The organism is Thermodesulfobium narugense DSM 14796, assembly GCF_000212395.1.
GTDB lineage: Bacteria > Thermodesulfobiota > Thermodesulfobiia > Thermodesulfobiales > Thermodesulfobiaceae > Thermodesulfobium > Thermodesulfobium narugense.
Window position 1 is genome coordinate 363,763 of the sequence record NC_015499.1, and the last position, 24,388, is coordinate 388,150.

Sequence of the window (24,388 nt, forward strand, 5' to 3'; positions counted from 1 at the left end):
CCGGATTTGATTAATGAATCCGGGGTTTTTAGTATATAATTAAATTAGTTAAATTTCTTTGGAGGAGTAAGATGTCTGAGGCGAATAACGTTTCGGTATCTGGTGCTGTAAGTTCCTCGGGAAATGGTGTTTCTAGTATAACCAATTCGAAGAACAGTTCGAACTCTAATATAGTTTCTTCATTGAAACAGAAATTTTCAGCTCAGGTTGAGTTACAAATAGAGCAATTGAGAAAAACAGATCAAGAAGTCAGAGCTCATGAGCAGGCTCATATTGCCGCATCGGGTGGATTGGCTACATCTGGCCCAAATTATATATACGTTACTGGACCTGACGGCAAGCTGTATGCTGTTGGTGGGGATGTTACAATAGACGTTTCTCCTGTGCCGAATAACCCGGACGCTACAATACAAAAGATGCAAACGGTTATTAGGGCTGCTTTAGCACCTGCTCAGCCTTCTAGTCAGGATTATACAGTGGCCTCTCAAGCACAGATGGTTATTATACAGGCTCAAGAGCAAAAGGCTATTATTGAAAGCCATAAATTGCAATCAGCTATTTCAGGAAATCAAAATAAAGGTAAGATAAATACCATTTTATAAGTACCAAATACAACATATATTCGAACTTATTTATAACTTTTACGCATTTAATTAAAGCTATTAATTTAACTTATTTGACAAAAATAAAAAACCAATACATAATAATTTTGTTTGTATTTGTTAGGGGTTAAATCTTAATTTAAGGGGAAGGTATGAAGATACTGGTAATAGGAATTGGAAATGAGTTACAGGGAGATGATGGATTAGGGATTCATGTAATAAAAGAATTGGAAAAAGTTTCTTTGCCAAGTGAAGTGAGCCTTTTGGCGGGAGGTACAAGCGGTCCTGATTTGATATTTTATTTCGAAGGGGTAGATTATGTAATATTCGTGGATGCTGTCAGGGGAGGAAATAAACCTGGCACGATTTACAAATATAACCCTGAAGAGATGAAGTATCAAAAGAGCATTGCATTGTCTCCTCACCAAATAGGGATACCTGAGACGTTGAGTCTGGCTGAATTTGTTGGCAAAAAACCAAAGAAAAGCATTTTTTTTGGTATGGAACCAATGAATTTGGACTATTCAATGGAACTTAGTGAGTCAGTAAAGAAAAAACTCCCGAGATTAGTTGAGCTTATAGTAGAGGAGATTGATAACTTTTTAGCTTCTAACAAAGATCAAAATATACTGTAAGAGAGGAAGTGGACACTGTAGTGTACTCATCTAATGGAAACAGGGAGAAAAACTTAGAACTTGATTTTTTCTTTAATCCAAGAAACGTAGCAGTACTTGGTGCTTCAAGAAAACCTGGGTCGGTAGGCTACACTATTCTGGAAAATCTTCTGGATTTTAAAGGTCAAGTTTTCCCTATCAATCCTAATGCAACGGAAATTTTGGGAATGAGAGCATATGCTAGTCTTCAAGATCTTTTTGAACCAATAGATCTTGCAATAATTTCTGTGCCCAGAGAAATTGTACCAATTGTTCTGGAAGATGCTGGTAGAGCTGGATGTTTAGGCGCTGTTATTGTAACCTCAGGTTTTAAAGAAGTTGGAAGGAAGGATTTAGAGGATCAACTACTGGAAATTGCAAGGAAATACTCCATGAGGATTATTGGTCCAAATTGTCTAGGTATTTATGATGCCAAATCCAGACTTGATACTTCATTTCTTTCTAAACAAAAACAAGCAAGGCCTGGTCCTGGCAACATTGCTTTTCTGTCACAAAGCGGTGCGTTTCTTGCAGCTATAATGGACTGGGCTGCGTCAGAAAAGATTGGCATTTCTAAAGGCATTTCCTATGGTAATAAGGTAGACGTTAATGAACTTGACTTGATTGACTATCTTATTGAAGACGACGATACAGAGGTAATTTGTCTATATATAGAAGGCGTAGATGAGCCTAGAGTTTTCTTTGAAAAGGCGAGTATAGCGTCTAAAAAGAAGCCTATTTTAATTATGAAATCAGGCCTTACTGAAGAGGGCACAAAGGCTGCAGCATCTCATACTGGAAGTATGGCCGGAAGTGGCTTGCTTTTCAAAAGCGCCTGCAAACAAGCGGGACTGATTATGGTTAAAGACTATAGAGAACTCTTTAACGCCGCTAAGGCTTTAGTAAAATCTGGTCCAGTAACGGGAAATAGAATAGCTATTTTGACAAATGGCGGCGGTGCCGGAGTTATGACAACTGACTATGCTATGGAAAAGTCTTTTAAGATGGCTAATTTGTCAGATTCTACGAAAGAGAAACTAAAAAGCTTTTTGCCAGTTTTTGCTAGCGTAAACAATCCTGTAGACATTACAGGCTCAGGAACTGAAGATGACTTCGTTAAATCTTTAAAGGTTATTCAGGCAGATGAGAATGTAGATGCCGTATTGGGAATAAATCTTATACAGGTTCCCGGTATGGATGAAAAGATAGTAAACGTTCTTCCAGCAGAAATTGTTACGAGTTCCAAGCCTTATTATTCAATTATGATTGGTGGAAATTATACAAATAAAGTGAAATTAAAGTTAGAAAAAAAGGGAATGCTAGTTTATAACAATATTATTGATTGTGTTGATTCGTTGTATATATCGTCTTTGTATACAAGCCTTAGAGAAAAGGATAGTTGGAGCGCTACAGATTCATCCCTAAAAGTTTCTAAAAAGGCAAAAGCTATAACTTCAAAGGCCCTAAAATCTAAAGAAACTTCTTTGATAGAGCCAAATCTCTCTGAATTTTTAAACGATTATAAAATGCCCTTATCACAGAGTTATTTTTTTGCTAGCGTTGAAGACATACTTAATTCTAAAGGAATTATATTTCCTGGCGTTGCAAAAGTTGTGTCTTGTGAGATAATACACAAAACTGATGCTGGTGGAGTGATCTTGGGGATCAAGTCTAAAGAGGAATTAGTTGATGCGTATAAAAAGATCGTTGAAAATGCAAAAAAATATGATCCCACTGCAAAGGTGAGGGGAATATCGTACCAAAAAATGGAAAAGAAGGGCGTAGAACTTATTGTTGGTGGCTTTAATGATAAGTACTTTGGTCCTGTAGTAATGTTTGGTCTTGGTGGCATTTATGTAGAAGTCTTAAAAGACGTGGTTTTTGCAATTGCACCAATAACAACGCAGATAGCAATGTCTATGATGAAAGAGTTAAAATCATACAAGATTTTGACTGGAGTCAGGGGAGAAGATCCTGTTGATCAAGAAAAAATAGCTGAATTGCTTGTAAGGTTTTCGCAAATATTGTATTTGCATCCTGAAATTAAAGAAATGGAATTTAACCCTGTGTTTGCATACAAAGATTCTGTGGTTATAGTAGATTCCAGAATACTTTTGTCAAAATGAATGACTATCCAATATACATTCTTTGTGGCGAAGCTGGTTCAGGCAAATCAGAAATTGTTTTGAAATTAGGCGAGATATTTTCAAAAGATATGCCTGTTTCAATTGTAGATCTTGATAATGTCAAGATTATGAGGACAATTAGACATGTAAGAGTGGAAAAAAAGCTTGATCTGCCTTTTGAGGTAATCAGTATCCCTGAGGAATTTATCAACATAGACATACCAATTGTTGCTTACAAAATTAGAAGCGTGATTGAAGAAAAAAGCAATTTTTTAATTGTAGATGTTGGTGGAAATAGCGATGGAGCTATTGTTCTTGGATCGTTGAACGACGTTCTAGTAAAGAGAAATACTGTTCCTATTTTTGTTTTAAACCCCTTCAGACCTTTTTCGAACTCTTTTGAAGCAGTAAGGGAGACGATTAATTCCATTCAAAGATCTAGTAAACTTGTTTTTAAAAACCTGATAATAAATCTCTATTTAGGTGAAGGATCTACGTTGGAAGAGATGGTCTTTGGGGAGAGGTTGGCAAATGAAATTGCAAAAAAACTGGAACTTGATGTACTTTTTAGATTTGTTCAAGAAGATTTTATAAAATATTTCAAAGACTATATTCCTATAAGTCCTTTGTTATTCTATCCATGGGAAGAAGGGAGGATCTAAATAATGGCAAGGGTGGTAATTGATGAAGAAAGATGTAAGGGTTGTGGTCTATGCGTAGCAGCTTGTAATTTTGGAAACTTGAGAATTGGAGAGAAGTTTAACTCTAAAAGCTACAAAGTAAGCGAGTTTGTTGGAGAAGAGTGTAAAGGTTGCGGTTTTTGCTATATGGTGTGTCCTGATACTGCAATAACAGTTTTTAGAGATGAAAAAGTAGAAGTAGAAAAATAAATTGCACTGTAAAGGAGGGATATTATGAGAGTTTTAATGAAAGGAACAGAAGCTATGGCTGAGGCTGCTATAAGGGCTGGATGCAACGCTTATTTTGGATATCCTATTACTCCACAAACAGAATTAATTCACTATATGTCAAGGAGAATGCCAGAAGTAGGAGGAGTCTTTTTGCAGGCTGAAAGCGAAGTATCAGTTATAAATATGGTTTATGGCGCTGCAGCTGCTGGAGTGAGGGTTATGACTTCGTCTTCTAGCCCAGGGGTTAGTCTGATGCAGGAAGGCATATCTTATCTTGTAGGAGCTCAGCTTCCTGCTGTATTGATAAACGTGATGAGAGGCGGTCCTGGTCTTGGAAACATTCAGCCGTCTCAGAGTGATTATTTTCAATCTACAAAAGGCGGAGGACACGGAGATTATAAGTTAATTACCTTTGCTCCTTCGTCCGTTTCAGAGGCGGCATCTTTGGTTTACGGTGCTTTTGATATAGCAGAAAAGTATAGACATCCAGTGATGATTTTGGCAGATGGAGCACTTGGTCAGATTATGGAGCCAGTAAATCTTCCAGAGCAGGGTTTAAGCAAACCTTCTACTAAGAGTTGGGCGCTTACTGGAGCCAAAGGCAGACCAGCAAATAAGGTGCTTTCATTTTATCTTGATCCAAAGACCTTGGAGGAACACAATCTAATTTTGCAAGAAAAGTTTAAAAGTATTAACGATGAAGTAAAATTCGAAGAGGATATATCTGATGATATGGACGTTTTAGCGGTGGCTTATGGCACAGTAGCAAGAATATTAAAAAATGCTGTCCAAAGACTAAGAAGTGAAGGAAAAAAAATAGGATTTTTCAGACCAATCTCCCTTTGGCCATTTCCTGAAAGCGCTCTTAGGAGCGCGTCTGAGAAGTCAAAAATAGTTTTTGTTAGCGAAATGAGTTACGGACAGATGCTTGAGGATGTAAGGCGCGTAGTAGCAGACGATATTGAAGTAAAGTTTTATGGAAGAGCTGGTGGAGTAGTTCCATCGCCAAATGAGCTTTATCTTAAACTAAAATCCCTTCTGGAAGGGGGCGTCTAAAAATGTCCAATCAAATTCTTGAGAGACCAAAGTCTTTAACAGAAAAGCAGTTTCACTATTGTCCTGGGTGTCACCACGGCATAATTCACAGGCTAATAGCCGAGACGATTGATGAGTTTGACTTGAGAGAGAAGACAATTGTTGTTCAACCTGTGGGTTGTGCTGTATATATTTATGAATATTTTGATACAGACGTTTCTGAAGCCGCTCATGGCAGAGCTCCTGCTGTGGCAACAGCAATAAAAAGAGTTTCGAAGGACAAATTCGTCCTTACTTATCAAGGAGATGGAGATCTTGCTGCTATTGGCACAGCTGAAATAATTCATGCTGCTGCAAGGGGCGAAAATATATGTGTATTTTTTGTTAACAATGCAATTTACGGAATGACTGGAGGTCAGATGGCGCCAACTACCTTACCTGGTATGAAAACTGCTACTACTCCATTTGGAAGAGATGTGAAAAAACAGGGTTATCCTATAAAGGTTTCTGAAATGCTTGCGCCTTTTGATGGTGTGGCTTACGTAGAAAGGGTGATGGTGTCTTCTCCAAAACACGTTATTAGAGCAAAGAGTGCTGTAAGAAAAGCATTTAAGTATCAGCTTCAAGAAAAAGGTTTTTCTTTAGTTGAATTTTTGAGTGCCTGCCCAACTGGTTGGGGGATGCCACCTGTAGAAGCTGCAAAGTGGGTAGAAGAAAATATGGCAAAGCAATTCCCGCTGGGCGTTTATAAGGAGGTAGGTTTGGATGACTGAAGAGTTGATTATTGCAGGGTTTGGCGGACAAGGAGTTATGACTATGGGTCAGGTTCTCGCGTATGCAGGACTTAATTTTGGCAAAGAAGTAAGCTATCTGCCCAGTTATGGACCAGAACAAAGAGGTGGTACTGCAAACTGTATGGTGGTCATATCTGACGAAGCTGTATCTTCACCGTACATAGATGAGCCTACTTCTCTAATAATTATGAATCAACCTTCACTTGATAGATTTGCTCCTACGTTGAGAGATAACGGTATTCTAATGTACAACGCTTCTTTGATAAAAGAAAAAGTAGTCTCTGACAAGGCTTCTAAGGTGGTTGGAATTGAAATAAACCATCTTGCAAACCAGTTGGGGAAACCTCAACTAGCAAATATGATTATGCTTGGGGCTTATTTGGGCGTTTCCAACATCATGCCTGTAGACAGCATAAAGGAAGTTCTCCCAAAGGTTTTTTCCAGCAAATATCATCACTTATTGCCGCTAAACTATCAAGCACTAGACCTAGGATTAAAAACTGTAAAGGGTTAAAAATTTTGAGCGGCTAAAAGTGTTTGGTTTGGCCGCTCCTTTTTTCTATAAGCATTCCTACATTCAAAGTTCTTATAAGCCTTTTTGTAGCGGATTTTAATAGATTTGAGCCATTTAACATACATTCTTCTAGTGACAGGGGTCCCGTTGATATGCTGATTATTGCATCAATTCCACTCTCATAAACTGATTCGTAGCCCTCTGAAAGCCCTCCCGAAATACATACTACTGGTATATTGTACTTTTTGGCTGCTTTTGCAACGCCTATTGGTGCCTTTCCGAAGACAGTTTGAAAATCTGTATTGCCCTCTCCCGTGATGACGAGATCTGCATCTTTTACAATGTTGTCAAAATTAGTAATTTCAAGAACTAACTTTACCCCCGGAATAAGAGATGCACCAGTGAAAAGTATCAACCCTGCGCCAAGTCCTCCTGCTGCTCCTGAACCTGGTATGTCCCTGACGTCTTTTCCTGTTGCTTCTTGAGCTACTTTAGCAAAGTTTGAAAGAGCAACGTCTAACTCTTTTACCATATCAAAAGTTGCGCCTTTTTGAGGGCCATAAACAGCTGATGCTCCACGAGGGCCACACAAGGGGTTGTCAACGTCACATGCTACAAGAATCTCGGTGTTTTTTATGCGGGGATCTATCTTAGAAATATCTATTTTTGCTAATTTTTGAAGTGCATATCCTCCCTCTTCTAATTCATTGCCAAATGTGTCGTAGAATTTTACCCCCAGTGCCTTTGCCATTCCAGCTCCACCATCGTTTGTAGCGCTTCCACCAATTCCAATAACAATTTTTTTACAATTTGCATCTAAAGCTGACAATATAAGTTGACCTGTGCCAAATGTGGAAGTAATATAAGGGTTTCTCTTTTCCTTTGGAACCAGTGGAAGTCCTGAAGCTGAAGCCATCTCGATAACAGCAGTGCTGCCATCTCCTAATATCCCCCATTTTGCAACTATTTTTTGACCTAAAGGGTCTAAGACCTCGCTATACATAAACTTTCCATTGGTAGCTGTGACCAATGCATCTACCGTGCCTTCACCGCCATCTGCAATTGGAACCTTTGCTATATTTATCTTTGGATAGAATTCTAGAAAAGCGCTTTCTATCGCTTTAGAAACTTCAAGTGCACTAAGACAACCTTTGTATGAATCGGGAGCAATTACAATTTTGTTCATGTCTTATAAAGAGAAAAAATCTCTTTCCTCCTTAAGTCTTAAAATTTTATTTTTTTCTTAGATAAATCATAACACATGTTGGCTTTAGTTAATAAACTATATTATTATTGCTTTTTTAAAAATTCGAGATGTTTACAACAGCATTTCTTATCTGTAAAATTAATTTTATGTTTTTGTGCGCAAACGAATTTGTTGATCAGGTTAACGCCTTATCCTTAGAATCAATTCCGTTTTTTTTCATTGTAGATTTTGAGGTAGACGAATTTAAACTTTTTTATGGGAATAAGCTTTTTTCAAAGGATATCTATTTTAATATCAATAAATTTAGAAACTATGAAGACAGTTTTCGAGACATTAAACTACGTAGTAAAAAAATAATTTTTGAAAGCTATCCAGTTTCTTTAGCAGAATACAAAAAGGCTTTTGAGTCAGTTCAAAAATATGAAAGAGATGGACATTCATACTTAATAAATTTAACTTTTCAGACTGAGATTAATACAAATCTTAGCCTCTTTGAAATATTTTTGAGGAGTAAATCTGCTTTTAAACTTTATGTTGATGATTCGTTTATATGTTTTTCGCCTGAGATATTTATCAGAATTAAAGACGGGCTTATATTTGCATACCCTATGAAAGGAACGATAGATGCAAGGATACCAGATGCAAGGAAAATTTTAAAGAATGACGAAAAAGAGCTAGCAGAACACGCTACTATTGTAGACCTAATCAGAAATGATCTTGGAATAGTTGCTGATAACATAAAAGTTAAAAGATTCAGATTTTTTTCCAAAGTAAAAAACATTAAGGGTGAAATTTATCAAACTAGTTCTGAGATATGCGGTTATTTGGGAGATGATTATAAGAAGAGATTGGGCGATATAATAGTTTCTTTGCTTCCTGCAGGTTCAATCAGTGGAGCCCCAAAGGAAGCTACTATAAAAAAGATAAAAGAAGTAGAGACATATAAAAGGGGATATTATACAGGGATAGGCGGATATTTCGATGGGAGTAATTTAGACAGTTATGTATTGATAAGATTCATTGAAAAAACAAACGATAAGTTGTTCTTTAAGAGTGGTGGCGGCATAACAATATATAGTGATGTTAATAAAGAATATAATGAAATGATTGAGAAAATATATGTGCCAATTTATTGAAACCATAAAATTATACAATTCAAATTATTTTAATCTCGAATATCACCAAAGAAGAGTTGACTTAACGCAGAAAAAATTTTTTGGAATTTCTAATTTAGATCTTGAAAGGATTTTGCCTGATCCGGAAGATTTTGCAAGAGGGGTTTATAAGTTGAGGATCGTTTATAGTGAAAAACTAGAAAGTGTAGACATTAGTAAGTATAACGTTAAAAGTCTGAAAGCCTTGAGATTAGTATTCTCTAATGAGATAGATTATAGTTATAAATTTTCTGACAGAGGAATCTTTGATAATTTAAAGAAATGTTGCAAAAGTTTTGAAGAAATCTTGATAATTAAAAACAATTTAGTGACTGATACATCTTTTTCTAATATTGCATTATACAAAAATGGAATATGGTATACGCCTGAAAGTTACTTGTTGAATGGAACTAAAAGACAGAGTTATTTAGACAAAGGCATCTTAAAGGAAGCAGAAATTACTTTGGAGAAAATTTTTCTCTACGAAAAGATATCTTTGATCAACGCAATGCTTGATTTGGGGGATATTTGTATAGATGTGAGAGACCTGATATTTGTGTTAAAATAGCTATTACATTTAGAACTTATAGGAGAGTTAGTGCAGCAGATATTTCTAACTTTATTTTACATAAATATAGCAATACTACTTTTATCTAGAGCAAAGTTAAAGCCCTTTCTTTCACTTGCTCTGGTTGTTTCTCTGATACTTGCCACTAGAAGCTATCAGGTTTTGCCAATATATTATCTATATGATCTAAATTTTTTGCTTGCGCTTTTTGCTTTGCCTTTTGTAAGGACATTTATTGAAAACTTTGCAAACGGTAAAGAAAGTGTTTTATCCTTAGCGAAAATATTTATAGATATGGGAGATTCTGACAACAAAATAGTCAATTTATTTTCCAAATGGTTTTTTCCATTTTCTTCTATTCCTATGTTATATTTCTTTTGTGTATCTGGAGTAAATTATTTTTCTTATCTACAATTTTTTTATCCCCTGATAATTCTAAGTTTGATTTTCTATTTAATCTACCTTTTAAAAAATCATAAATTTAATGTAATAAAGATTTTAAGAGAAAAAGAATTCTTGTTTTATATGACTCTTTTTACTGTTCTCTCGATTGTTTACACATATGTGGATCAAGTTATAGGCTTAGCAGCCCTAATTTTTGTTATTATTGGGTTTTTAAGGTACAAGACTAATGTAAATTCTGTAAAGATAGATATGTATTCTACAGGTAGCGGAGTATTTTATTTTTTGCTTCTTTGCGTGCTGTTGGGATACATAGCACATTATGGATACGTTGAGATGTTTTCTGATTTTGTTATGAACGTTACAGGCGCTTATTATCCATATTTATATATAGCCTTTTCAGTTATTTCATTTTTTGTTGGGATCTTTTTTGGGGATTTGTTTTTCTCGATATCAACCTATCTTATATTCAAGTACATTGGAGAGATGTATTTTTTTGACTTTAGGACTGTTTTAGTTTTTTGCTATCTATTCTACTTTATAGGAGATCTGGTTTACAAAAGATACCTCTATGGGCGGAGGTTTATTTGGAAAGAGAAGTTGTTTTAAGTTTTCTGCCGACCTTTGCTCTTATACTGTTTTTGTCAAAATTATCTGGAAATATAAGTGCAAGATTTGGTCAACCTGCAGTGTTTGGTGAACTTCTTGCAGGGCTTATATTTGGTCCTGCAATATTAAACGTTGTTCATATGAACGAATTTATAGCTTTGTTCTCTGAGATAGGAGTAATATTTCTAATGTTTCTTGCAGGCTTGCAGACCGATCTAAAGGAATTAAAAAGGGTTGGGTTGGCTGCCTTTTCTTCTGCAAGCTTTGGCGTGATACTGCCTCTTTTTTTTGGAGCCATCTTTTCTTTGTATTCTGGTTTTGGGATTTCAGAATCTGTTTTTGTTGGGGCTGTTTTGACAGCTACTTCTGTTAGCATTTCTGCACAAACTTTGATGGAGCTTGGGAGATTAAGAAGCAAGGTTGGTATGACTATATTAGGTGCTGCTGTTATTGATGACGTTTTAGGCATAATCATTCTTTCTCTGGTAATAGCGTTTGAACTTGGGAGAGGAAATATCTATTTTTTGCTCTTTAGAATCTTTAGCTATTTGTTTTTAGCTATACTTGTTGCCAAAGTTTTTCTCAAGCGATATCTGGATTTTTTCTCAAGACTAAAAGTTTCAAGACCTTTGATCGCTGGTAGCATAGTTCTAATATTAATATACTCTTGGTGCGCTGAAGTCTTTGGGTCTCTTGCCGCTATTACAGGATCGTATCTAATTGGCACTATGATTTCCTTTACAGAATATAGTGAGAGGATTTCTGACAGGATGAGCACGCTAACTTATTCCATCTTTGCGCCTTTATTCTTTTTCAGCGTAGGTTTATATGTTGAAAGGGGAGGATTAGAAAGCGCTCTTTACCTGTATGCGATTGTGATATTTTTAATTGCAGTTTTTACAAAGATTGTTGGCTGCGGTTTTGGCGCTTTGATAACCAGATTTAACTTTATGGACTCTTTAAGGGTAGGCACAGGAATGATTTCAAGAGGAGAAGTGGCTATAATAGTAGCTACTATTGGACTGACCAGCTCTGTTCTTTCAAGACCAGTTTTTTCTGTATTGATTGTTGTTGCCATACTTACAACTGTAATTACGCCTATTCTTCTAAGAGCTTTATACAGGACTGAGCGAGATTTATAATAAATATTAGGATTATAGGAGGTTAAATTTGAGTCTGGTTGCTATGTTTTTGGTGGTTGACAATAGAGAACTTTTGCCTGAATTCTTACAAAGAATATCAAAGCTTGGAATTTCTGGGGCGACCTTTTTTGATTGCAGTGGTTTCGGAAGGTCAACTCTTCTTTCAGAAGAGTCACTTTTTCAATCCATTGAAAAAATTATGTCTGCAGATGAGGTTAAAGAGAAATCGTTTTTATTTTTTGTCTTAGAGGACTCAAAGCTTAAAGAGGTTAAGGAAATAGCTGAAAAGATCTTTGGCAAAGCAAATAATCCTGATACATTTTTTGCCTTTGCTACTGATATAAAGTGGATGGCATAAATTTGAAAGATTACCTTTATAAAAGAATTTCTGACCAAATTAAGAATCAAAAAATTGGTATAGTCCCTACTGATACGCTTTTTGCTCTAACAGGAGATGCAAGATCTGAAGAAGTTGCTTCGCGTATCTTTGACGTAAAAAGAAGATTGCCTGACAAAAGCTTTCCAGTCTTTGTTCCCTCGCTGAACTGGTTACTTGAAAAGGCCAATTTTAAATATGTTGATTTAGAAATTTTCCTAAGGCTTTCTTCTATCTTTTGGCCTGGTCCTTTGACCATAGTCTCAAGAGTTTTTTTTGACTTTAAACTCTCTGAGAAAGTTGTGCTTGATAACTTTTTGGCTCTAAGAGTAGTTTCTCATCCTGTAATAAATAAGATTTTTGAAGACATAAATTTTCCTATTATAGGGACAAGTGCGAATATAAGTGGTAAAATCAATCCATTATCACAGGACGAGTTTGATAAAACGTTATTAAAAGGGATAGACTTTTTCGCACAGGGTGAGCTTATCTACTATGTTCCTTCTACAGTAGTAAAGCTAGACAGCAATGTTGAGGTTTTAAGAGAAGGAGTTATAAAAAAGGGCGTTTTAGAGAAGGTTCTTTCGAGGAAATAATTCTTAATGGGAGGTTGTTGAATTGCTTAATTTTTTGAGGATGACAGATGAGGAAGTCTTTAAAGCAGTAATGTGTGAACTGGGAAGACAAAGAAATGGTCTTGAGTTGATTGCTTCAGAAAATTTTACTTCGATTGCAGTGCTTGAAGCTATGGGCACTGTTTTGACAAACAAATATGCAGAAGGCCTTCCAGGGAAAAGATACTATGGTGGTTGTGAGTGCGTAGATATTGTTGAAGACCTTGCAAGAGAAAGAGTAAAAAAACTTTTTGGCGCACAGCACGCAAACGTTCAACCTCATTCTGGGACCCAGGCAAATCTTGCAGTATATTTCGCACTTTTAAACCCTGGAGATACCTATATGGGCATGAGGCTCGATCAGGGTGGACATCTCTCTCACGGGAGCCAGGTGACAGTTTCTGGAAAGTGGTTTAATGTAATTCACTATGGGGTAAGAAAGGATACTGAGACTATTGATTATGATGAAGTTTTAGACATGGCAAAGAAAAACAAGCCAAAACTTATTGTTGCAGGAGCAAGTGCCTATCCTCGTATTATTGATTTCGAAAAATTTTCCCAGATAGCGAAGGAAGTAGGAGCTTTTCTTATGGTTGATATGGCACACATTGCTGGACTGATTGCAACAGGTTTTCATCCTTCTCCGGTACCATATGCAGACGTGGTAACTTCTACGACCCACAAGACCCTCAGGGGACCCAGATCTGGCTTCATCCTTTGCAAAGAAGAACTTAAAGATAAGATTGATAAATCGGTTTTTCCCGGAAATCAAGGTGGTCCTTTGATGCACATAATAGCGGCAAAAGCTGTGGCTTTTAAAGAAGCTATGACTCCAGGATTTAAAAAATATGCAGAACAAATAGTAAAAAATGCTAAGGCCTTGGCTGAAACTCTGAACTCTCGCGGGTTGAGACTGGTAAGTGGTGGAACGGATAATCACCTTATATTAATCGATATGAGGGCTTCAAATATTTCTGGAAAGGATGCCGAGGCGCTATTTGCCAAAATTGGCATCACTGTAAACAAAAATAGCATACCCTTTGACCCTGAACCTCCATGGAAAGCAAGTGGCATTAGAATTGGCACACCTGCTCTAACTACCAGGGGGATGAAAGAGGCTGAAATGATAGAAATTGGCAATATAATGTCGGATGCCCTAGATTTTAGGGATGATGAGCAAAAATTAGACGAACTAAAGAAAAGGGTAAGTGAACTTTGCCTTAATTTCCCATTATATCCGGAGCTTGATAGATGAGTGAACGCGACAAAAATATTGAACTCTTAAAAAAATATCTCAAGAAAGATTATATGATAAAGCACTCCATTGCGGTTGAGGCCGTAATGGAGGCTATTGCACTAAGATTTAACAAAGATGTAAATCTATACGCGACTGCAGGTTTGATGCATGATATTGACTACGAGATGACCCAAAATGCTCCTGAGAATCACGCAATAGTTGGTGCGAAGATATTAAGAGAAAACGGGTTTGCCGAAGAAGTTTGCAAAATAGTTCAGGCTCATAGAAAAAGTAGGATTGATGACATAGAGTCGTTTGATGAAGCGGCCATCGTTTGTTCGGATGCAATAAGCGGTCTTGTGGTTGCTAGCGCGCTAATACACCCAGACAAGAAACTTAGTTCTATTGACGCTGAATTTATTTGCAGGAGATTTTATGAGAAAGGTTTTGCAAAAGGCGCAAATAGGGAGAAGATATTAATTTGCAAATACCTGCCTCTTGAATTAGAACAATTTGCTGAACTGGCACACTCTGGGATGCTAAAGCATTCAGAAGAGTTGGGGTTATAAAAAAGGGCAGGAAAAACCTGCCCTGAAGTTTATTTTGAGACCTTCTTGCTTATAACTTTATTTAATTCTTCTACAAGGGCATCTGCGTTTATTCCGTGGCCATTTGCTCCCTGTTCAACCGTTTCGTATTTAGCAACAGCACATCCTATGCAACCTAAACCGAATGACATAAATACCGGGATGGTTTCGGGAAATTCTTTCACAACCTGTAAAAGATTAGAATCCTTTGTTATCTGATCCAAGATAATTCCTCCTTAAAATTTGATTAACTGTTAATTATTATAGCATACAAATATACTATTTCGATGGAGAAAATGCTATCAAAGAAAATAGTAAACCTTTTAAAGCTTTAAGTTCGTTTATATGATATAAATAATATAAATCAAAACATAAAATTTAAAAAATTATCCTTATATGATAAAATCTAACTATTTTAGTAAAGGGCTTAGAGCCAAGAAAGGATGAACGAATTGAGGATAAAAGAAAGGTATAAGAATGAAAGAACAGGTTTTTCTCTCGAATTTTTCCCTCCTAAAGAAAAAGAACATGAAGAGAAATTTAAGGAAACAATGAGAAAATATATTGAACTTAAGCCTCTTTTTGCCTCAATAACATATGGGGCAGGAGGGACAACGCAGGATAAAACCTTTGAAATTGTAAAGTTTGTCAACTCTCTAAAAGCCTTCGCTGTTATGCCACATTTGACCTGTATCGGCGCAACTAAAGATTCTGTAAACTTTCTGATAAAAAAGTATGACGATCTTGGCGTTTTTAATATTTTGGCTCTAAGAGGAGACCCACCAAAAAATGTTGAAAATTTTGATATTAGTAAAGGGGAGTTTAAACACGCTATTGATTTGGTAAAATACGTTAGGGAATACTTCGATCACTTCTCAATAGGGGTAGCCTTTTATCCTGAAGGGCATGCACAGGCAAGCAGCTTTGAAGAGGATTTTGAACACTGCATTGAAAAGATGAAGCTTGCTGACTTCGCAATAAGCCAGATGTTTTTCGAAAACTCATACTTTTTGAGATATAGAGATCTTGTTGCTAAAAGGGGAGTTGATATAACACTTGTTCCAGGTATAATACCTATTGGAAACTTTGAAAAGATAAAAGAATTTGCCAAGTTTTGTAAGGTAGAGATCCCAAAAAGATTAGAGGATATAATGTCAAAAGCTTCTTCTCATGAAGATATGAAAAAAGCTGGTATAGACTTCGCTACCCAGCAGTGCGCTGAATTGATAAAAGAAGGGGTTAAATTTTTTCACTTTTATACTTTGAATCAATTTGATTTGTGTTCAAAGGTTATAAAGAACTTTTGGTAATTTCGAAAAAATGATAAAGTAAGTAATATGATTAAGGGCATCGAATAGGTCACAAGGAGGTCTTGAATTTGATTGAGATTAGAGAAAGAGACCTTGTTAGAGATATATCAAATGAAGAAGAAATTGGTATTTCAAAGGTAAGAAGGATAATAGCTACCTTTTTGGCTTCTATAAAAAATCAAGTTTTGCTTGGTAAAAGAGTTCGAATAAAGGGGCTTGGAACGTTTTATTTACAACAGGGTTTTGAAGGAAGACCAAAGATTTTTTTTGTTGATACTTCTGATGAATTTGATTTAGACATAGAGCTTTTAAGATCAGATCTGGTTAATCTTGTATCTCTTAAGGAAAATCTTTCTAAGAGTATAGTCGATAGAGTTATAAAATCTTTTATTTACAAACTTCATAAGTTTGACAACTCGACCGAAACTAAAATATCTTTTAAAGATTTTGGTTTTTTTATAATTAAGGATCGCCACATTCAATACGTGCCTTTTGATTAAAGTCAAAAAATTTCAAATTTGGAGGCAATAGATGTTTCCTCTCTGGGATAACGTATATTCGTGGTCTTTTCCTTGGGTTACATATATTTTGATTATGATTAACTGTATAGTTTACGTTGTTGACAACATGACCAACCATCAGCTAAATAGCCTTTTTTCGTATAACTTATCAAGCGATTCAATTAGTATAAATTTAATTACCTATCAATTTTTGCACGCTAATTTTTTGCACATTTTTGGAAATATGTGGTTTTTGCACGTGTTTGGCAACAACGTAGAGGACAAAATGGGTCATTTTAAGTTTTTGTTTTTCTACCTTTTGTTTGGTGTATTTGCTGCCCTTGGTCAGGCTGCAGCTTTAAGTTCCAATTCTGCTATAATTGGAGCATCTGGTTCTATTTCAGGAATTTTAGGCGCTTATCTTGTCTTTTTTCCTCGCGCTAAAATAAAGACGCTTTTGATATTGGGGATTTTTCCTTTTATATTCTCTATGCCTGCCTTTATCTGGCTTATTTTGTGGTTTGTTGGGCAGTATATATCAGCAATATTTGGACTTTTTATCCAGTCAACAAACGTAGCCTTCTTTGCGCACCTTACAGGCTTTTCTGTTGGAATTATTGTTGGCTTTATGTTTAGAAACTTTGAACCTAGAAGAATTAGAAGAGTAGTGTGATTGTAAATTTATAAATTATATAAAATATCAATATTAGATATTATCCCAACCAGTTGATTTTTGTCTATTACAGGTAGATGTGTGATTTTTAAGTCTGCCATCATGCCTACTGCATCTTCAATGCTTGAGTTTGAATTAATAGAGATAGCTGGCTTAGTCATTATTTCCCCAATTTTAACTGATTTTAAGTTTTCTTTCTTACCAACAGTCTTAAAGATAATATCGCTTGTTGTTACTATTCCATAGCTATCTTTATCGTTATGTCTATCGACTATTAACGATCTGACTCTCTTTTCCTTCATAAATTCTATGGCATCTGCTACTGTAGCAGATTCGCCTACCATCAGGACATCAGTAGTCATAATGTCTTTTACTTTCATTTTTACTCCTCCATGAGAATTTTATAAACTAATTAAGATCGTAATCTATTCGCCAAGGTAAGATTTGTATATTTGGCCAATCATATTGGCAAGTTCTTTTGAAGAATATTTTTCAGGATAAATTGGCCTTTCAACTATTATCTCTACTGTTCCAGAATTTGGGAAAATGCTTTTTTTTGGATAAATTTTGAAGCCGTCATTAATAATTACAGGCACAATGGGAATATTTGAGTTCTTTGCTAGAATTATTCCACCTCTTTTTATTGTCCCAATCTTGCCGTCAGAGGTTCTGGTGCCTTCTGGAAAGATTACAACGTTTACGTTACTTTTTAATAATTTAGCCGTTTCCTTCAAGGATTCTATAGCATTTTTTGCGTCTTCCCTCTTTATGGGGATAGAAGCTATGGTGTCTAAAATGATATTTAAAATTGGCACAGAAAAGAGTTCTTCCTTTGCTAAGTACGTTACTCCCCCTGGAAGAGAATATGATAAAAGGGGTATATCTAAGTTTCCTCTGTGTGTGGCAAAAAATAATACGGGGGCAGGAGGAATTTTCTCTTTTACTACCAATTTAACTTTTATTCCAAGTATAAAAAAAAGTGGCTTAAACCAATATTTTGGAACATCAATCGCAAGAGAAACCATTTTTATTTTTGGGTATCTGTGTAGGTAAATGGCGAACAATACTACTAAGAAAGTGCTAATTATCATGTATAAAAATGCAAATATTCCTCTTATATATTTCATAATTATAAATTATAATATAATTTATAAACCTTGAAAGGAGGTTTTAAAATGAAACGTTCTAACAATGTTGTTAGTTTTTCTTTGGGAATGATTTTTGGCGCTTTATTGGGTTCAGTGGCTGCGCTATTTATTGCTCCAAAGTCAGGTGAAGAAACGAGAGCTTATGTCGTTGACGAACTTACAAGGCTAAGGGATCAGGCAGAAGAGGTTTTGTCTGACCTTTCTGAGATCTCTGAGCAGTGGGCTACAAAGGCAAAACAAGTAATTCAAGAAAAAATAGATTCAATAAACGATATTCTTAAAAATGCAAGAGAGGCACAGGAGGAGCTAAGTTCTGAAATTGATGAGGACTACAGCGAATTCTTAGGAGAAGATACTGCATCTGTTGAAACTAAAGAAGATAAGGCCGAAGAGAAGAAAGAAGACCCTTCTAGCTCCCAAGAAGAGAAAGTATCGAAGGTTGAATAATGAGCTTATTTGAATTTCTTATTTTTGTTCTTGCTGCTATCCTTGTAGGGCTGATAGGGTGGTGGATTTATAACGTTGTAGGCCTGATTAAAGAATTGAAGAAATCAGTCGTAACTCTCGATCAAGTTCTTGTTGAGACGAGAGATACTATTGGGTCTTTTAGAAAGTTTTCCGATGATATGTATCCTGAGATCAAAAAATCCATGGAATGCCTTTCGGACAACTCTGTTTCAATTTTGAAAAAAATTGACAACATTATAGGGGTTTTTTCTGATTCTTTAAATGCTTCCAGAAGGTTTATGGAAGAATTAAATAGGTATAAGCTTAAAATAAGCCTTTTAACAAAAATTATCGATGCAGTCTTTAGTAGAAACAGACCTTCTGAGCCTGACAAGAAACGCTCTAGAGTAAGAAAAGCTGCTTCTTTGGTGGGAGATCTTTTAAAAAAATTTGTTTGAGAACTACTATCTAAATAATTAGCTCTTAAAGATTTGTGGGAGTGCATATTTGTGCGTTCCCACAATTACTTCTACTCCTGATTTTTCTTTTGCTGTTGCTATTATTTCATCCCTATATGGGCAAAAGTTCATTATGCATGTGGCTATAAACAGCGTATCAATGTTTTCTTTCAATGCGTCAAGCTGCATTTTTAATAGAGTAAGTGCGCACACTACCCTATCACCAGTGCATCCACCGCAATCCATTATTCCAAGAAGATGAACTTCTTCATCCTTGTACCTGTCAAACCAACCCTCTCTTCTCATAAGAGCTGTCAAGCACTTTGTGTCAGCAGGACAAAGATTTTGACTCCTAATCATTTGACATGATAAAATAGCGATTTTTTTCATTTTTCCCTTCCTCCAAGTAGTATTTTACATTAAAACATTAATGTTTTAATGTAAATTTTAGCACGTATTAAAGTTAATTAAAAATAAATGTTTTATAAAATAATTATTTGTTTTTACATATAAAATCTTTTAAGGTTCGTAAAAAAATAAGATTTGTTGTTTGAGATTTTGTGTTAAAATCATATAATGTGAAGAATTAAGGGGGTTTAATTGTGAAACTGTCAAACGTTTTATTATACATAGTTATCTTTTTGTTGTCTGTTGTGCTTGCTTTTTTTCTTTATCAAGTTAATTCAGTTAGAAATACGGCCAACGAATTCTTTGCTGTTACGAAAAGCGAATACGATAGATGTCTAATGGGATGTCATCTTCACTGGAACTGTAGAACAATTTGCAGCTTTGCGCCCGTTGATGAGCGCGAAAGCTGCAAGAGCGATTGCGAATTAGAACTTTCTAACTGCCTGAGAAGGTGCAACGAAAAATATGGCAGATAGATTTATTCAGGCAAAGACCTCCCCTTTGTCTCTGGAGCAAAAAGAAGCGTTATTATGCCAATCACATATACGCTCATTATTGTGGCTGCTGCATAAGAGAAGTTTCCATGATAGATTCCAATGAGTAAACCTGTGAAAAAAGGACTAAGTATTGTTACCAGTCTTGCCCCATTGTAACATGTCGTTTGAGCGGTAGCTCTCATCTTGGTGGGAAAGAGCTCAGGTAGGTATATTGGAAATCCTGAAAATACTCCGTTGCCTATGAAGCCTATTATAGGTACTAGCATAAGAAACAAATTAAAATCTTTAGCGTTGATGTAAATAGGCGGTATTAAAATTAATCCTGTAAGAAAGTAAAACAAAAATGCGCCTTTTCTGCCAAACTTGTTTGCAATTGGCCAAAAACATAAGGCCCCAATTATTGCTCCAATATTTAATAAAGTAATTGCGAGAAATATTCTGCCATGAATTGCGCTTTCAGCAACGCCTGCAGATCTCGCGAGAGTTTCAACAATTGCTGGTATCCAATAAGTAGCACCCCACACGCCAAATAGTGCAACTGCTGAAAGTAGAAAGCCTATAATTGTATATTTTATGTATTTTGGACTAAAGAGAAGTCTGAAAGTAAAATGACAATATTCCTTATCTTCTTCTGTTTCATACTTGTTAGTAAGCTTTAGTTCACATCTTCTGGCATGATCTCTTACCCACTTTTCTGGTTCTTTAAGCTGAGTTCTCAAGAACACGGTTAATAAAGCTGGAAGGGCGCCTACGAAGAAGACTACTCGCCATCCGTGTGTGCCTACCAAAAAATTTATTGCAGCAGCAAGAAAGAAACCAACTGGCCATCCCATTTGCATAAAGCTACCTGCAAATGTCCTTCTTAAATCTGGCCATGTTTCAGCAAGCAAAACTGCTCCTACAGCCCATTCTCCTCCTATTCCAAAGCCAGTGAGGCCTCTGTATAGAGCTAGTTCCTGCCAGCTGTGTGCAAATCCTGAAAGCCCTGTCATAAGCGAGTAAGTGAGTATGGTGAGCAGAAGTACTTTTACTCTGCCAATGTAGTCAGCAAGTATGCCAAACAAAATACCTCCAAGTGCTGCGCCTAAGAGCGTGCAGGACATAACAAGCCCACCATAGTAACCAATCTGTGCTTTTGTGGCGCTAACACCTAAAAGATCGTGGATTGCTGGGTACATTACAATGTTGTAAAGCATTGCATCCATTCCGTCGAAAACCCATCCTAACCAGGCAGCAATAAGAACGAGATACAGGTAACTGCTTTTTTGTTCTAATACCTTTTCCATATTTTCCCCCTTATCATGTAAGAATTTTTTATGACATCTAAATTATATATTTAAGAGAGAGGTTTATAAAATAAGATAAATTTATATCATATATAAAGGTGACTTAATTGGAAAAAAAATAATTTTATTTGGTTGTCAATGTAATTTTTGTAACTTTTTTGAAACAAATTTTATTAGACCTTTAAAAAACACTTGCAAAACGTAATATTTTGTGGTTAAATATTATGTGTTGACGCGGGGTAGAGCAGTTTGGAAGCTCGTCGGGCTCATAACCCGAAGGTCGGAGGTTCAAATCCTCCCCCCGCAACCAGGAACTTGTGTTTTCTTCTTGCTTTTTTGTTTAGATTCTTAATCTCAATTTCTCCTCGCTTAGAAAATCGAAATCCGAGACATTGGTTTCCATTTTAACAAGCTTTCATTAAAATAACTATTGACATCGTGACTAAATAGTCATAAAGTTATAGGAAGAATTTAATCTTTTTGGAGGTTTCTTAATGAAACGTATTGTTCTTTTGTGTTTTGTATTGGTTTTTGTGGTAATGGTTAAGCCATCTTTTGCAGATGACAAGGTTTTAGCTACTGTTAATGGGACGAGTATTACCCAGAGCCAGGTGGACGCAATTTATAACAATTTGCCGCCTAACGTGGACAAAACCAATCCAGATCTTAAAAAGGAGATCTTGAATCGTTTGATTGAAAATCTCGTGTTACTCGATGAGGCAAAGAAAGAGGGTTTAGAAAACGATCCAAAGGTAATTGAGGCTATTAATAACGCAAAAAATGAAATTTTGATTAACTATCTTTTACAAAAGCACTTCGCAGGTCAAAACTTTGACGTAACCGATGCAGACGTTACAAACTTTTACAATCAAAACTCAGATAAATTTAAGGATAAAAATGGCAACTTGGTTCCAATAGATAAGGTTAAAGATTATGTGAAGCAGTATCTAATCAGCCAAAAAGAACAACAGGCAATACAAGCTTATGTGGATTCCTTGAAAAAACAAGATAATATAGTAATAAATCAATAATCTATTCAAGAGCAAAGAAATACAATCCCACAGTTGAATAAAGTACTGTGGGATTTTTGCTATAATAATAAATTATGATATTTTTAATTACTTTATCAAATAATTTGGCAGAAGCGAGGTGAATTCGTATGGATCTTATTAATTACCTGCTTCACAGCCATATAGAGCTTACAGTTCCTATGATAATTCTCTTTTCTTTTGTTCTTGGAGTGATTCATGGCTATACTCCGGATGAACATACTTGGCCAATTACCTTTAGTTATGCTGTTGGGAGTTATTCAGCTAGAAAGGGACTAATCATAGGCTTTGCCTTTTCCCTTGCCTTTACGGTTCAAAGGGCACTTGCAAGCGAGCTTGCCAACCTCGCTCTCTTTCCTCTGACATCCTCAGACCTATTTGAATATGGAACATACGTTCTGGTTGGACTTGCTATGATGTTTGGTGGATTTTATGTATTTAAGACTAACAATGTATTTCACCTTCACTTTGGCAAGATTGACAGCGATCACCACAGAATGGCAGTTAGTGGCAAAATAGATAGAGAACACAAACTTTCTGTAAGGATAGCCTTGCTTCATGGTTTTATTGCAGGATGGGGATTTGGAGCTTTTGCTTTAGTATTATATACCGTGCTAGCCCCCCAGATGCCATCTCATCTTTTGGGCTGGGTTCCAGGGGCATTTTTTGGACTTGGCACCATGATCACGCAAGTTATACTGGGTGCATTTTTTGGTTTTATCACGACAAAAATTGGTTTTCCAATAGAGGTGGCACGTTTTGCAGCGCAAAGAACTGCAGCTAGAACTTTGATCTTTGGCGGTGCAGCTTTTTTTGTAGTAGGTTTTTTAGGACTTTTTGATATGGTATACAATCCACCATTTCTAAACGTGACAAAATATGATCTGGGATTTGTGCTGGTTGTGTTTTCTGTTTTTGTAGTAGGTTTATTGAGTCTGTTTTATGAGTATTACTACTACAAAATTCGTTATAGATAATTTTTTATATTAAAAAATTAAACTTCGGGAGGACTTTATGGTTAAGAAATTTGATACTTTAGAAAGAGTAAAGCGCCTTGATCCTATTGGAGGCAAGGGAGAACTTGAGAGCATTGCCCTTTTGAGTCTTGAAGAGTTCAAAGGAAAGGGAAGAATGTTTGCTCACAATTTTTTGAAGCCAGGGTCTACTATAGGCCTTCACACTCACAAGGGAGATTTTGAGATATATTACATATTAAACGGAGAAGGAATTTTTGTAGACAATGATAAAGAAGTTCAGGTTTCAAAAGGAGACGTTTTGATTACTTACGATGGAGAAAGTCATTCTTTAAAGAATACTGGCGATAAGGACATAGAGTTTTTAGCCTGTATTATTTATACTTAGGGGGATTTTATGGACAAAATACATCCAAGAGCAATAGAACAAAGAGATGGAAGCTGGGCCATAAAATTAAAGTCGACGAGTGGACTTGTTACGCCTGAATATTTGGAAGAGGTTGCAAGAGTTGCAAAGAAATACAACGTTCGCCAGTTAAAGATCTTGACTGGCCAAAGGTTCTTTTTGATTGGAATTAAGGCCGAAGACGTAAACAAGATCTTAGAAGAGATATCAAAAGATATGGGATTTAACGTTGAGCCTTCACTTCACTACGTTCAGGCATGTGTTGGCAATACTACTTGCAAGTATGGAACCCTTGACAGTTTGAGCCTTGGGAAAAAGATAGAAGAACTTGTATATTTTGAAAAGGTTCCTGCAAAATTGAAAATTGGAGTATCGGGATGCACCTTAAACTGTGCAGAGGCTTTTGTGAGAGATATAGGAGTCTTTTCAGGGGGAAAGGGATGGGTTTTAGTGATTGGGGGAAATTCTGGGAGGAAACCAAGAATTGGAGACATTGTAGCTGATGAGCTTGATGACGATCAAGTTCTTGACATCATAAAGAAATTTCTAAAGCTATACAAAGAAAAGGGAGATTATAGGGTTGAGGGAAGATATGGCATGAGCGAGAGAGTTGCAAGATTCGTTGAGAGATTGGGGATTGATGCCATCAAAAATGAGATTTTAGCGTAGATTTTTTCTAAAAGCTACCCCTCTCAAAATTC

General features: G+C 36.0%; 32 protein-coding genes and 1 tRNA gene. 27 read left to right on the forward strand and 6 right to left on the reverse strand.

The window, feature by feature from the left end; genetic code table 11:
• Positions 1-71 precede the first annotated feature (71 nt).
• The 8 genes from THENA_RS01735 to THENA_RS01770 all read left to right on the forward strand — a co-directional run bounded on the left by THENA_RS01735 (position 72) and on the right by THENA_RS01770 (position 6,635).
• Positions 72-602, forward strand: coding sequence for a putative metalloprotease CJM1_0395 family protein (locus THENA_RS01735; protein ID WP_013755714.1), 531 nt, complete (start codon positions 72-74; stop codon positions 600-602).
• A 152-nt stretch (positions 603-754) separates the two neighbouring features.
• Positions 755-1,237, forward strand: a complete 483-nt coding sequence (locus tag THENA_RS01740) for a hydrogenase maturation protease (RefSeq protein ID WP_013755715.1) — start codon at positions 755-757, stop codon at positions 1,235-1,237.
• A gap of 8 nt (positions 1,238-1,245) precedes the next feature.
• Positions 1,246-3,381: an acetate--CoA ligase family protein gene (locus tag THENA_RS01745; protein ID WP_013755716.1), complete on the forward strand. Its 2,136-nt coding sequence runs from the start codon at positions 1,246-1,248 to the stop codon at positions 3,379-3,381.
• Positions 3,378-4,043, forward strand: coding sequence for a hypothetical protein (locus tag THENA_RS01750; RefSeq protein ID WP_013755717.1), 666 nt, complete (start codon positions 3,378-3,380; stop codon positions 4,041-4,043). The genes THENA_RS01745 and THENA_RS01750 overlap by 4 nt, the downstream gene beginning before the upstream one ends.
• A gap of 3 nt (positions 4,044-4,046) precedes the next feature.
• Positions 4,047-4,271: a 4Fe-4S dicluster domain-containing protein gene (locus THENA_RS01755; RefSeq protein ID WP_013755718.1), complete on the forward strand. Its 225-nt coding sequence runs from the start codon at positions 4,047-4,049 to the stop codon at positions 4,269-4,271.
• Positions 4,272-4,295: 24 nt separating this feature from the next.
• A complete protein-coding gene (locus THENA_RS01760) occupies positions 4,296-5,348 on the forward strand; it encodes a 3-methyl-2-oxobutanoate dehydrogenase subunit VorB (RefSeq protein WP_013755719.1) in 1,053 nt (350 codons plus the stop codon).
• Positions 5,349-5,350: 2 nt separating this feature from the next.
• Positions 5,351-6,100 carry a thiamine pyrophosphate-dependent enzyme gene (locus tag THENA_RS01765; protein WP_013755720.1) on the forward strand — a complete coding sequence of 250 codons (750 nt, stop codon included), beginning with the start codon at positions 5,351-5,353 and terminating at the stop codon, positions 6,098-6,100.
• Entirely contained in the window at positions 6,093-6,635 is a 543-nt protein-coding gene (locus THENA_RS01770) for a 2-oxoacid:acceptor oxidoreductase family protein (RefSeq protein WP_013755721.1), read from the forward strand. Before THENA_RS01765 ends, THENA_RS01770 begins: the two co-directional genes overlap by 8 nt.
• A gap of 13 nt (positions 6,636-6,648) precedes the next feature.
• Here the strand turns inward: THENA_RS01770 and THENA_RS01775 are convergent, their stop codons facing one another.
• Entirely contained in the window at positions 6,649-7,821 is a 1,173-nt protein-coding gene (locus tag THENA_RS01775) for a glycerate kinase (protein ID WP_013755722.1), read from the reverse strand.
• 167 nt (positions 7,822-7,988) lie between these two features.
• On the opposite strand from THENA_RS01775, the gene THENA_RS01780 reads away from it, so the two are divergent.
• Genes THENA_RS01780 through THENA_RS01815 form a run of 8 tightly spaced genes read left to right on the forward strand, consistent with a single transcriptional unit; the run spans position 7,989 to position 14,513 of the window.
• The gene (locus THENA_RS01780; RefSeq protein ID WP_041437897.1) at positions 7,989-8,978 is read left to right on the forward strand and encodes an aminodeoxychorismate synthase component I; all 990 of its coding nucleotides are present in this window, start codon (positions 7,989-7,991) and stop codon (positions 8,976-8,978) included.
• Positions 8,962-9,564 carry an aminotransferase class IV gene (locus THENA_RS01785; RefSeq protein ID WP_013755724.1) on the forward strand — a complete coding sequence of 201 codons (603 nt, stop codon included), beginning with the start codon at positions 8,962-8,964 and terminating at the stop codon, positions 9,562-9,564. Before THENA_RS01780 ends, THENA_RS01785 begins: the two co-directional genes overlap by 17 nt.
• Before the next feature lie 30 nt (positions 9,565-9,594).
• The gene (locus THENA_RS01790) at positions 9,595-10,575 is read left to right on the forward strand and encodes a hypothetical protein (RefSeq protein WP_013755725.1); all 981 of its coding nucleotides are present in this window, start codon (positions 9,595-9,597) and stop codon (positions 10,573-10,575) included.
• Positions 10,554-11,717, forward strand: a complete 1,164-nt coding sequence (locus THENA_RS01795; protein WP_013755726.1) for a cation:proton antiporter — start codon at positions 10,554-10,556, stop codon at positions 11,715-11,717. Before THENA_RS01790 ends, THENA_RS01795 begins: the two co-directional genes overlap by 22 nt.
• 28 nt (positions 11,718-11,745) lie before the next feature.
• Positions 11,746-12,075, forward strand: a complete 330-nt coding sequence (locus THENA_RS01800; RefSeq protein WP_013755727.1) for a hypothetical protein — start codon at positions 11,746-11,748, stop codon at positions 12,073-12,075.
• Positions 12,076-12,077: 2 nt separating this feature from the next.
• Positions 12,078-12,689, forward strand: coding sequence for an L-threonylcarbamoyladenylate synthase (locus THENA_RS01805; protein WP_013755728.1), 612 nt, complete (start codon positions 12,078-12,080; stop codon positions 12,687-12,689).
• Between the two features lie 40 nt (positions 12,690-12,729).
• Positions 12,730-13,962, forward strand: a complete 1,233-nt coding sequence (locus THENA_RS01810; protein ID WP_041438223.1) for a serine hydroxymethyltransferase — start codon at positions 12,730-12,732, stop codon at positions 13,960-13,962.
• Entirely contained in the window at positions 13,959-14,513 is a 555-nt protein-coding gene (locus tag THENA_RS01815; RefSeq protein ID WP_013755730.1) for an HDIG domain-containing metalloprotein, read from the forward strand. The genes THENA_RS01810 and THENA_RS01815 overlap by 4 nt, the downstream gene beginning before the upstream one ends.
• Before the next feature lie 29 nt (positions 14,514-14,542).
• On the opposite strand, the gene THENA_RS01820 is transcribed toward THENA_RS01815, so the two are convergent.
• The gene (locus tag THENA_RS01820; RefSeq protein ID WP_013755731.1) at positions 14,543-14,755 is read right to left on the reverse strand and encodes a DUF1858 domain-containing protein; all 213 of its coding nucleotides are present in this window, start codon (positions 14,753-14,755) and stop codon (positions 14,543-14,545) included.
• Between the two features lie 219 nt (positions 14,756-14,974).
• Here THENA_RS01820 and THENA_RS01825 point away from each other — a divergent pair, with 219 nt between their 5' ends.
• From THENA_RS01825 to THENA_RS01835, 3 genes are all read left to right on the forward strand, one after another.
• Positions 14,975-15,841 carry a methylenetetrahydrofolate reductase gene (locus tag THENA_RS01825; RefSeq protein ID WP_013755732.1) on the forward strand — a complete coding sequence of 289 codons (867 nt, stop codon included), beginning with the start codon at positions 14,975-14,977 and terminating at the stop codon, positions 15,839-15,841.
• A gap of 68 nt (positions 15,842-15,909) precedes the next feature.
• Positions 15,910-16,341 carry an HU family DNA-binding protein gene (locus tag THENA_RS01830; protein WP_013755733.1) on the forward strand — a complete coding sequence of 144 codons (432 nt, stop codon included), beginning with the start codon at positions 15,910-15,912 and terminating at the stop codon, positions 16,339-16,341.
• 31 nt (positions 16,342-16,372) lie between these two features.
• The gene (locus THENA_RS01835; RefSeq protein WP_013755734.1) at positions 16,373-17,014 is read left to right on the forward strand and encodes a rhomboid family intramembrane serine protease; all 642 of its coding nucleotides are present in this window, start codon (positions 16,373-16,375) and stop codon (positions 17,012-17,014) included.
• Between the two features lie 8 nt (positions 17,015-17,022).
• Here the strand turns inward: THENA_RS01835 and THENA_RS01840 are convergent, their stop codons facing one another.
• Together THENA_RS01840 and THENA_RS01845 are read right to left on the reverse strand one after the other, a co-directional pair.
• A complete protein-coding gene (locus THENA_RS01840) occupies positions 17,023-17,394 on the reverse strand; it encodes a CBS domain-containing protein (protein ID WP_013755735.1) in 372 nt (123 codons plus the stop codon).
• 45 nt (positions 17,395-17,439) lie between these two features.
• The gene (locus tag THENA_RS01845) at positions 17,440-18,141 is read right to left on the reverse strand and encodes a lysophospholipid acyltransferase family protein (protein WP_013755736.1); all 702 of its coding nucleotides are present in this window, start codon (positions 18,139-18,141) and stop codon (positions 17,440-17,442) included.
• A gap of 48 nt (positions 18,142-18,189) precedes the next feature.
• Between THENA_RS01845 and THENA_RS01850 the strand changes: the two genes are divergently transcribed.
• Together THENA_RS01850 and THENA_RS01855 are read left to right on the forward strand one after the other, a co-directional pair.
• Positions 18,190-18,609, forward strand: a complete 420-nt coding sequence (locus THENA_RS01850) for a YtxH domain-containing protein (RefSeq protein WP_013755737.1) — start codon at positions 18,190-18,192, stop codon at positions 18,607-18,609.
• The gene (locus THENA_RS01855) at positions 18,609-19,067 is read left to right on the forward strand and encodes a hypothetical protein (RefSeq protein ID WP_013755738.1); all 459 of its coding nucleotides are present in this window, start codon (positions 18,609-18,611) and stop codon (positions 19,065-19,067) included. Before THENA_RS01850 ends, THENA_RS01855 begins: the two co-directional genes overlap by 1 nt.
• 18 nt (positions 19,068-19,085) lie before the next feature.
• On the opposite strand, the gene THENA_RS01860 is transcribed toward THENA_RS01855, so the two are convergent.
• Positions 19,086-19,457, reverse strand: coding sequence for a CGGC domain-containing protein (locus THENA_RS01860; protein WP_013755739.1), 372 nt, complete (start codon positions 19,455-19,457; stop codon positions 19,086-19,088).
• A 212-nt stretch (positions 19,458-19,669) separates the two neighbouring features.
• Between THENA_RS01860 and THENA_RS01865 the strand changes: the two genes are divergently transcribed.
• The gene (locus tag THENA_RS01865) at positions 19,670-19,951 is read left to right on the forward strand and encodes a hypothetical protein (protein WP_013755740.1); all 282 of its coding nucleotides are present in this window, start codon (positions 19,670-19,672) and stop codon (positions 19,949-19,951) included.
• A gap of 2 nt (positions 19,952-19,953) precedes the next feature.
• On the opposite strand, the gene THENA_RS01870 is transcribed toward THENA_RS01865, so the two are convergent.
• Positions 19,954-21,258: an MFS transporter gene (locus THENA_RS01870; protein WP_013755741.1), complete on the reverse strand. Its 1,305-nt coding sequence runs from the start codon at positions 21,256-21,258 to the stop codon at positions 19,954-19,956.
• Positions 21,259-21,491: 233 nt separating this feature from the next.
• On the opposite strand from THENA_RS01870, the gene THENA_RS01875 reads away from it, so the two are divergent.
• The 5 genes from THENA_RS01875 (at position 21,492) to THENA_RS01895 (ending at position 24,356) form a co-directional block, all read left to right on the forward strand.
• Positions 21,492-21,568, forward strand: a tRNA-Met gene (locus THENA_RS01875).
• A 184-nt stretch (positions 21,569-21,752) separates the two neighbouring features.
• A complete protein-coding gene (locus tag THENA_RS01880) occupies positions 21,753-22,289 on the forward strand; it encodes a SurA N-terminal domain-containing protein (protein WP_013755742.1) in 537 nt (178 codons plus the stop codon).
• A 128-nt stretch (positions 22,290-22,417) separates the two neighbouring features.
• Complete coding sequence (locus THENA_RS01885) at positions 22,418-23,284, forward strand: hypothetical protein (RefSeq protein WP_013755743.1); 867 nt, start codon at positions 22,418-22,420, stop codon at positions 23,282-23,284.
• A 37-nt stretch (positions 23,285-23,321) separates the two neighbouring features.
• A complete protein-coding gene (locus tag THENA_RS01890) occupies positions 23,322-23,669 on the forward strand; it encodes a cupin domain-containing protein (protein WP_013755744.1) in 348 nt (115 codons plus the stop codon).
• A 9-nt stretch (positions 23,670-23,678) separates the two neighbouring features.
• Positions 23,679-24,356: a nitrite/sulfite reductase domain-containing protein gene (locus THENA_RS01895; protein WP_013755745.1), complete on the forward strand. Its 678-nt coding sequence runs from the start codon at positions 23,679-23,681 to the stop codon at positions 24,354-24,356.
• Positions 24,357-24,388: the final 32 nt, after the last annotated feature.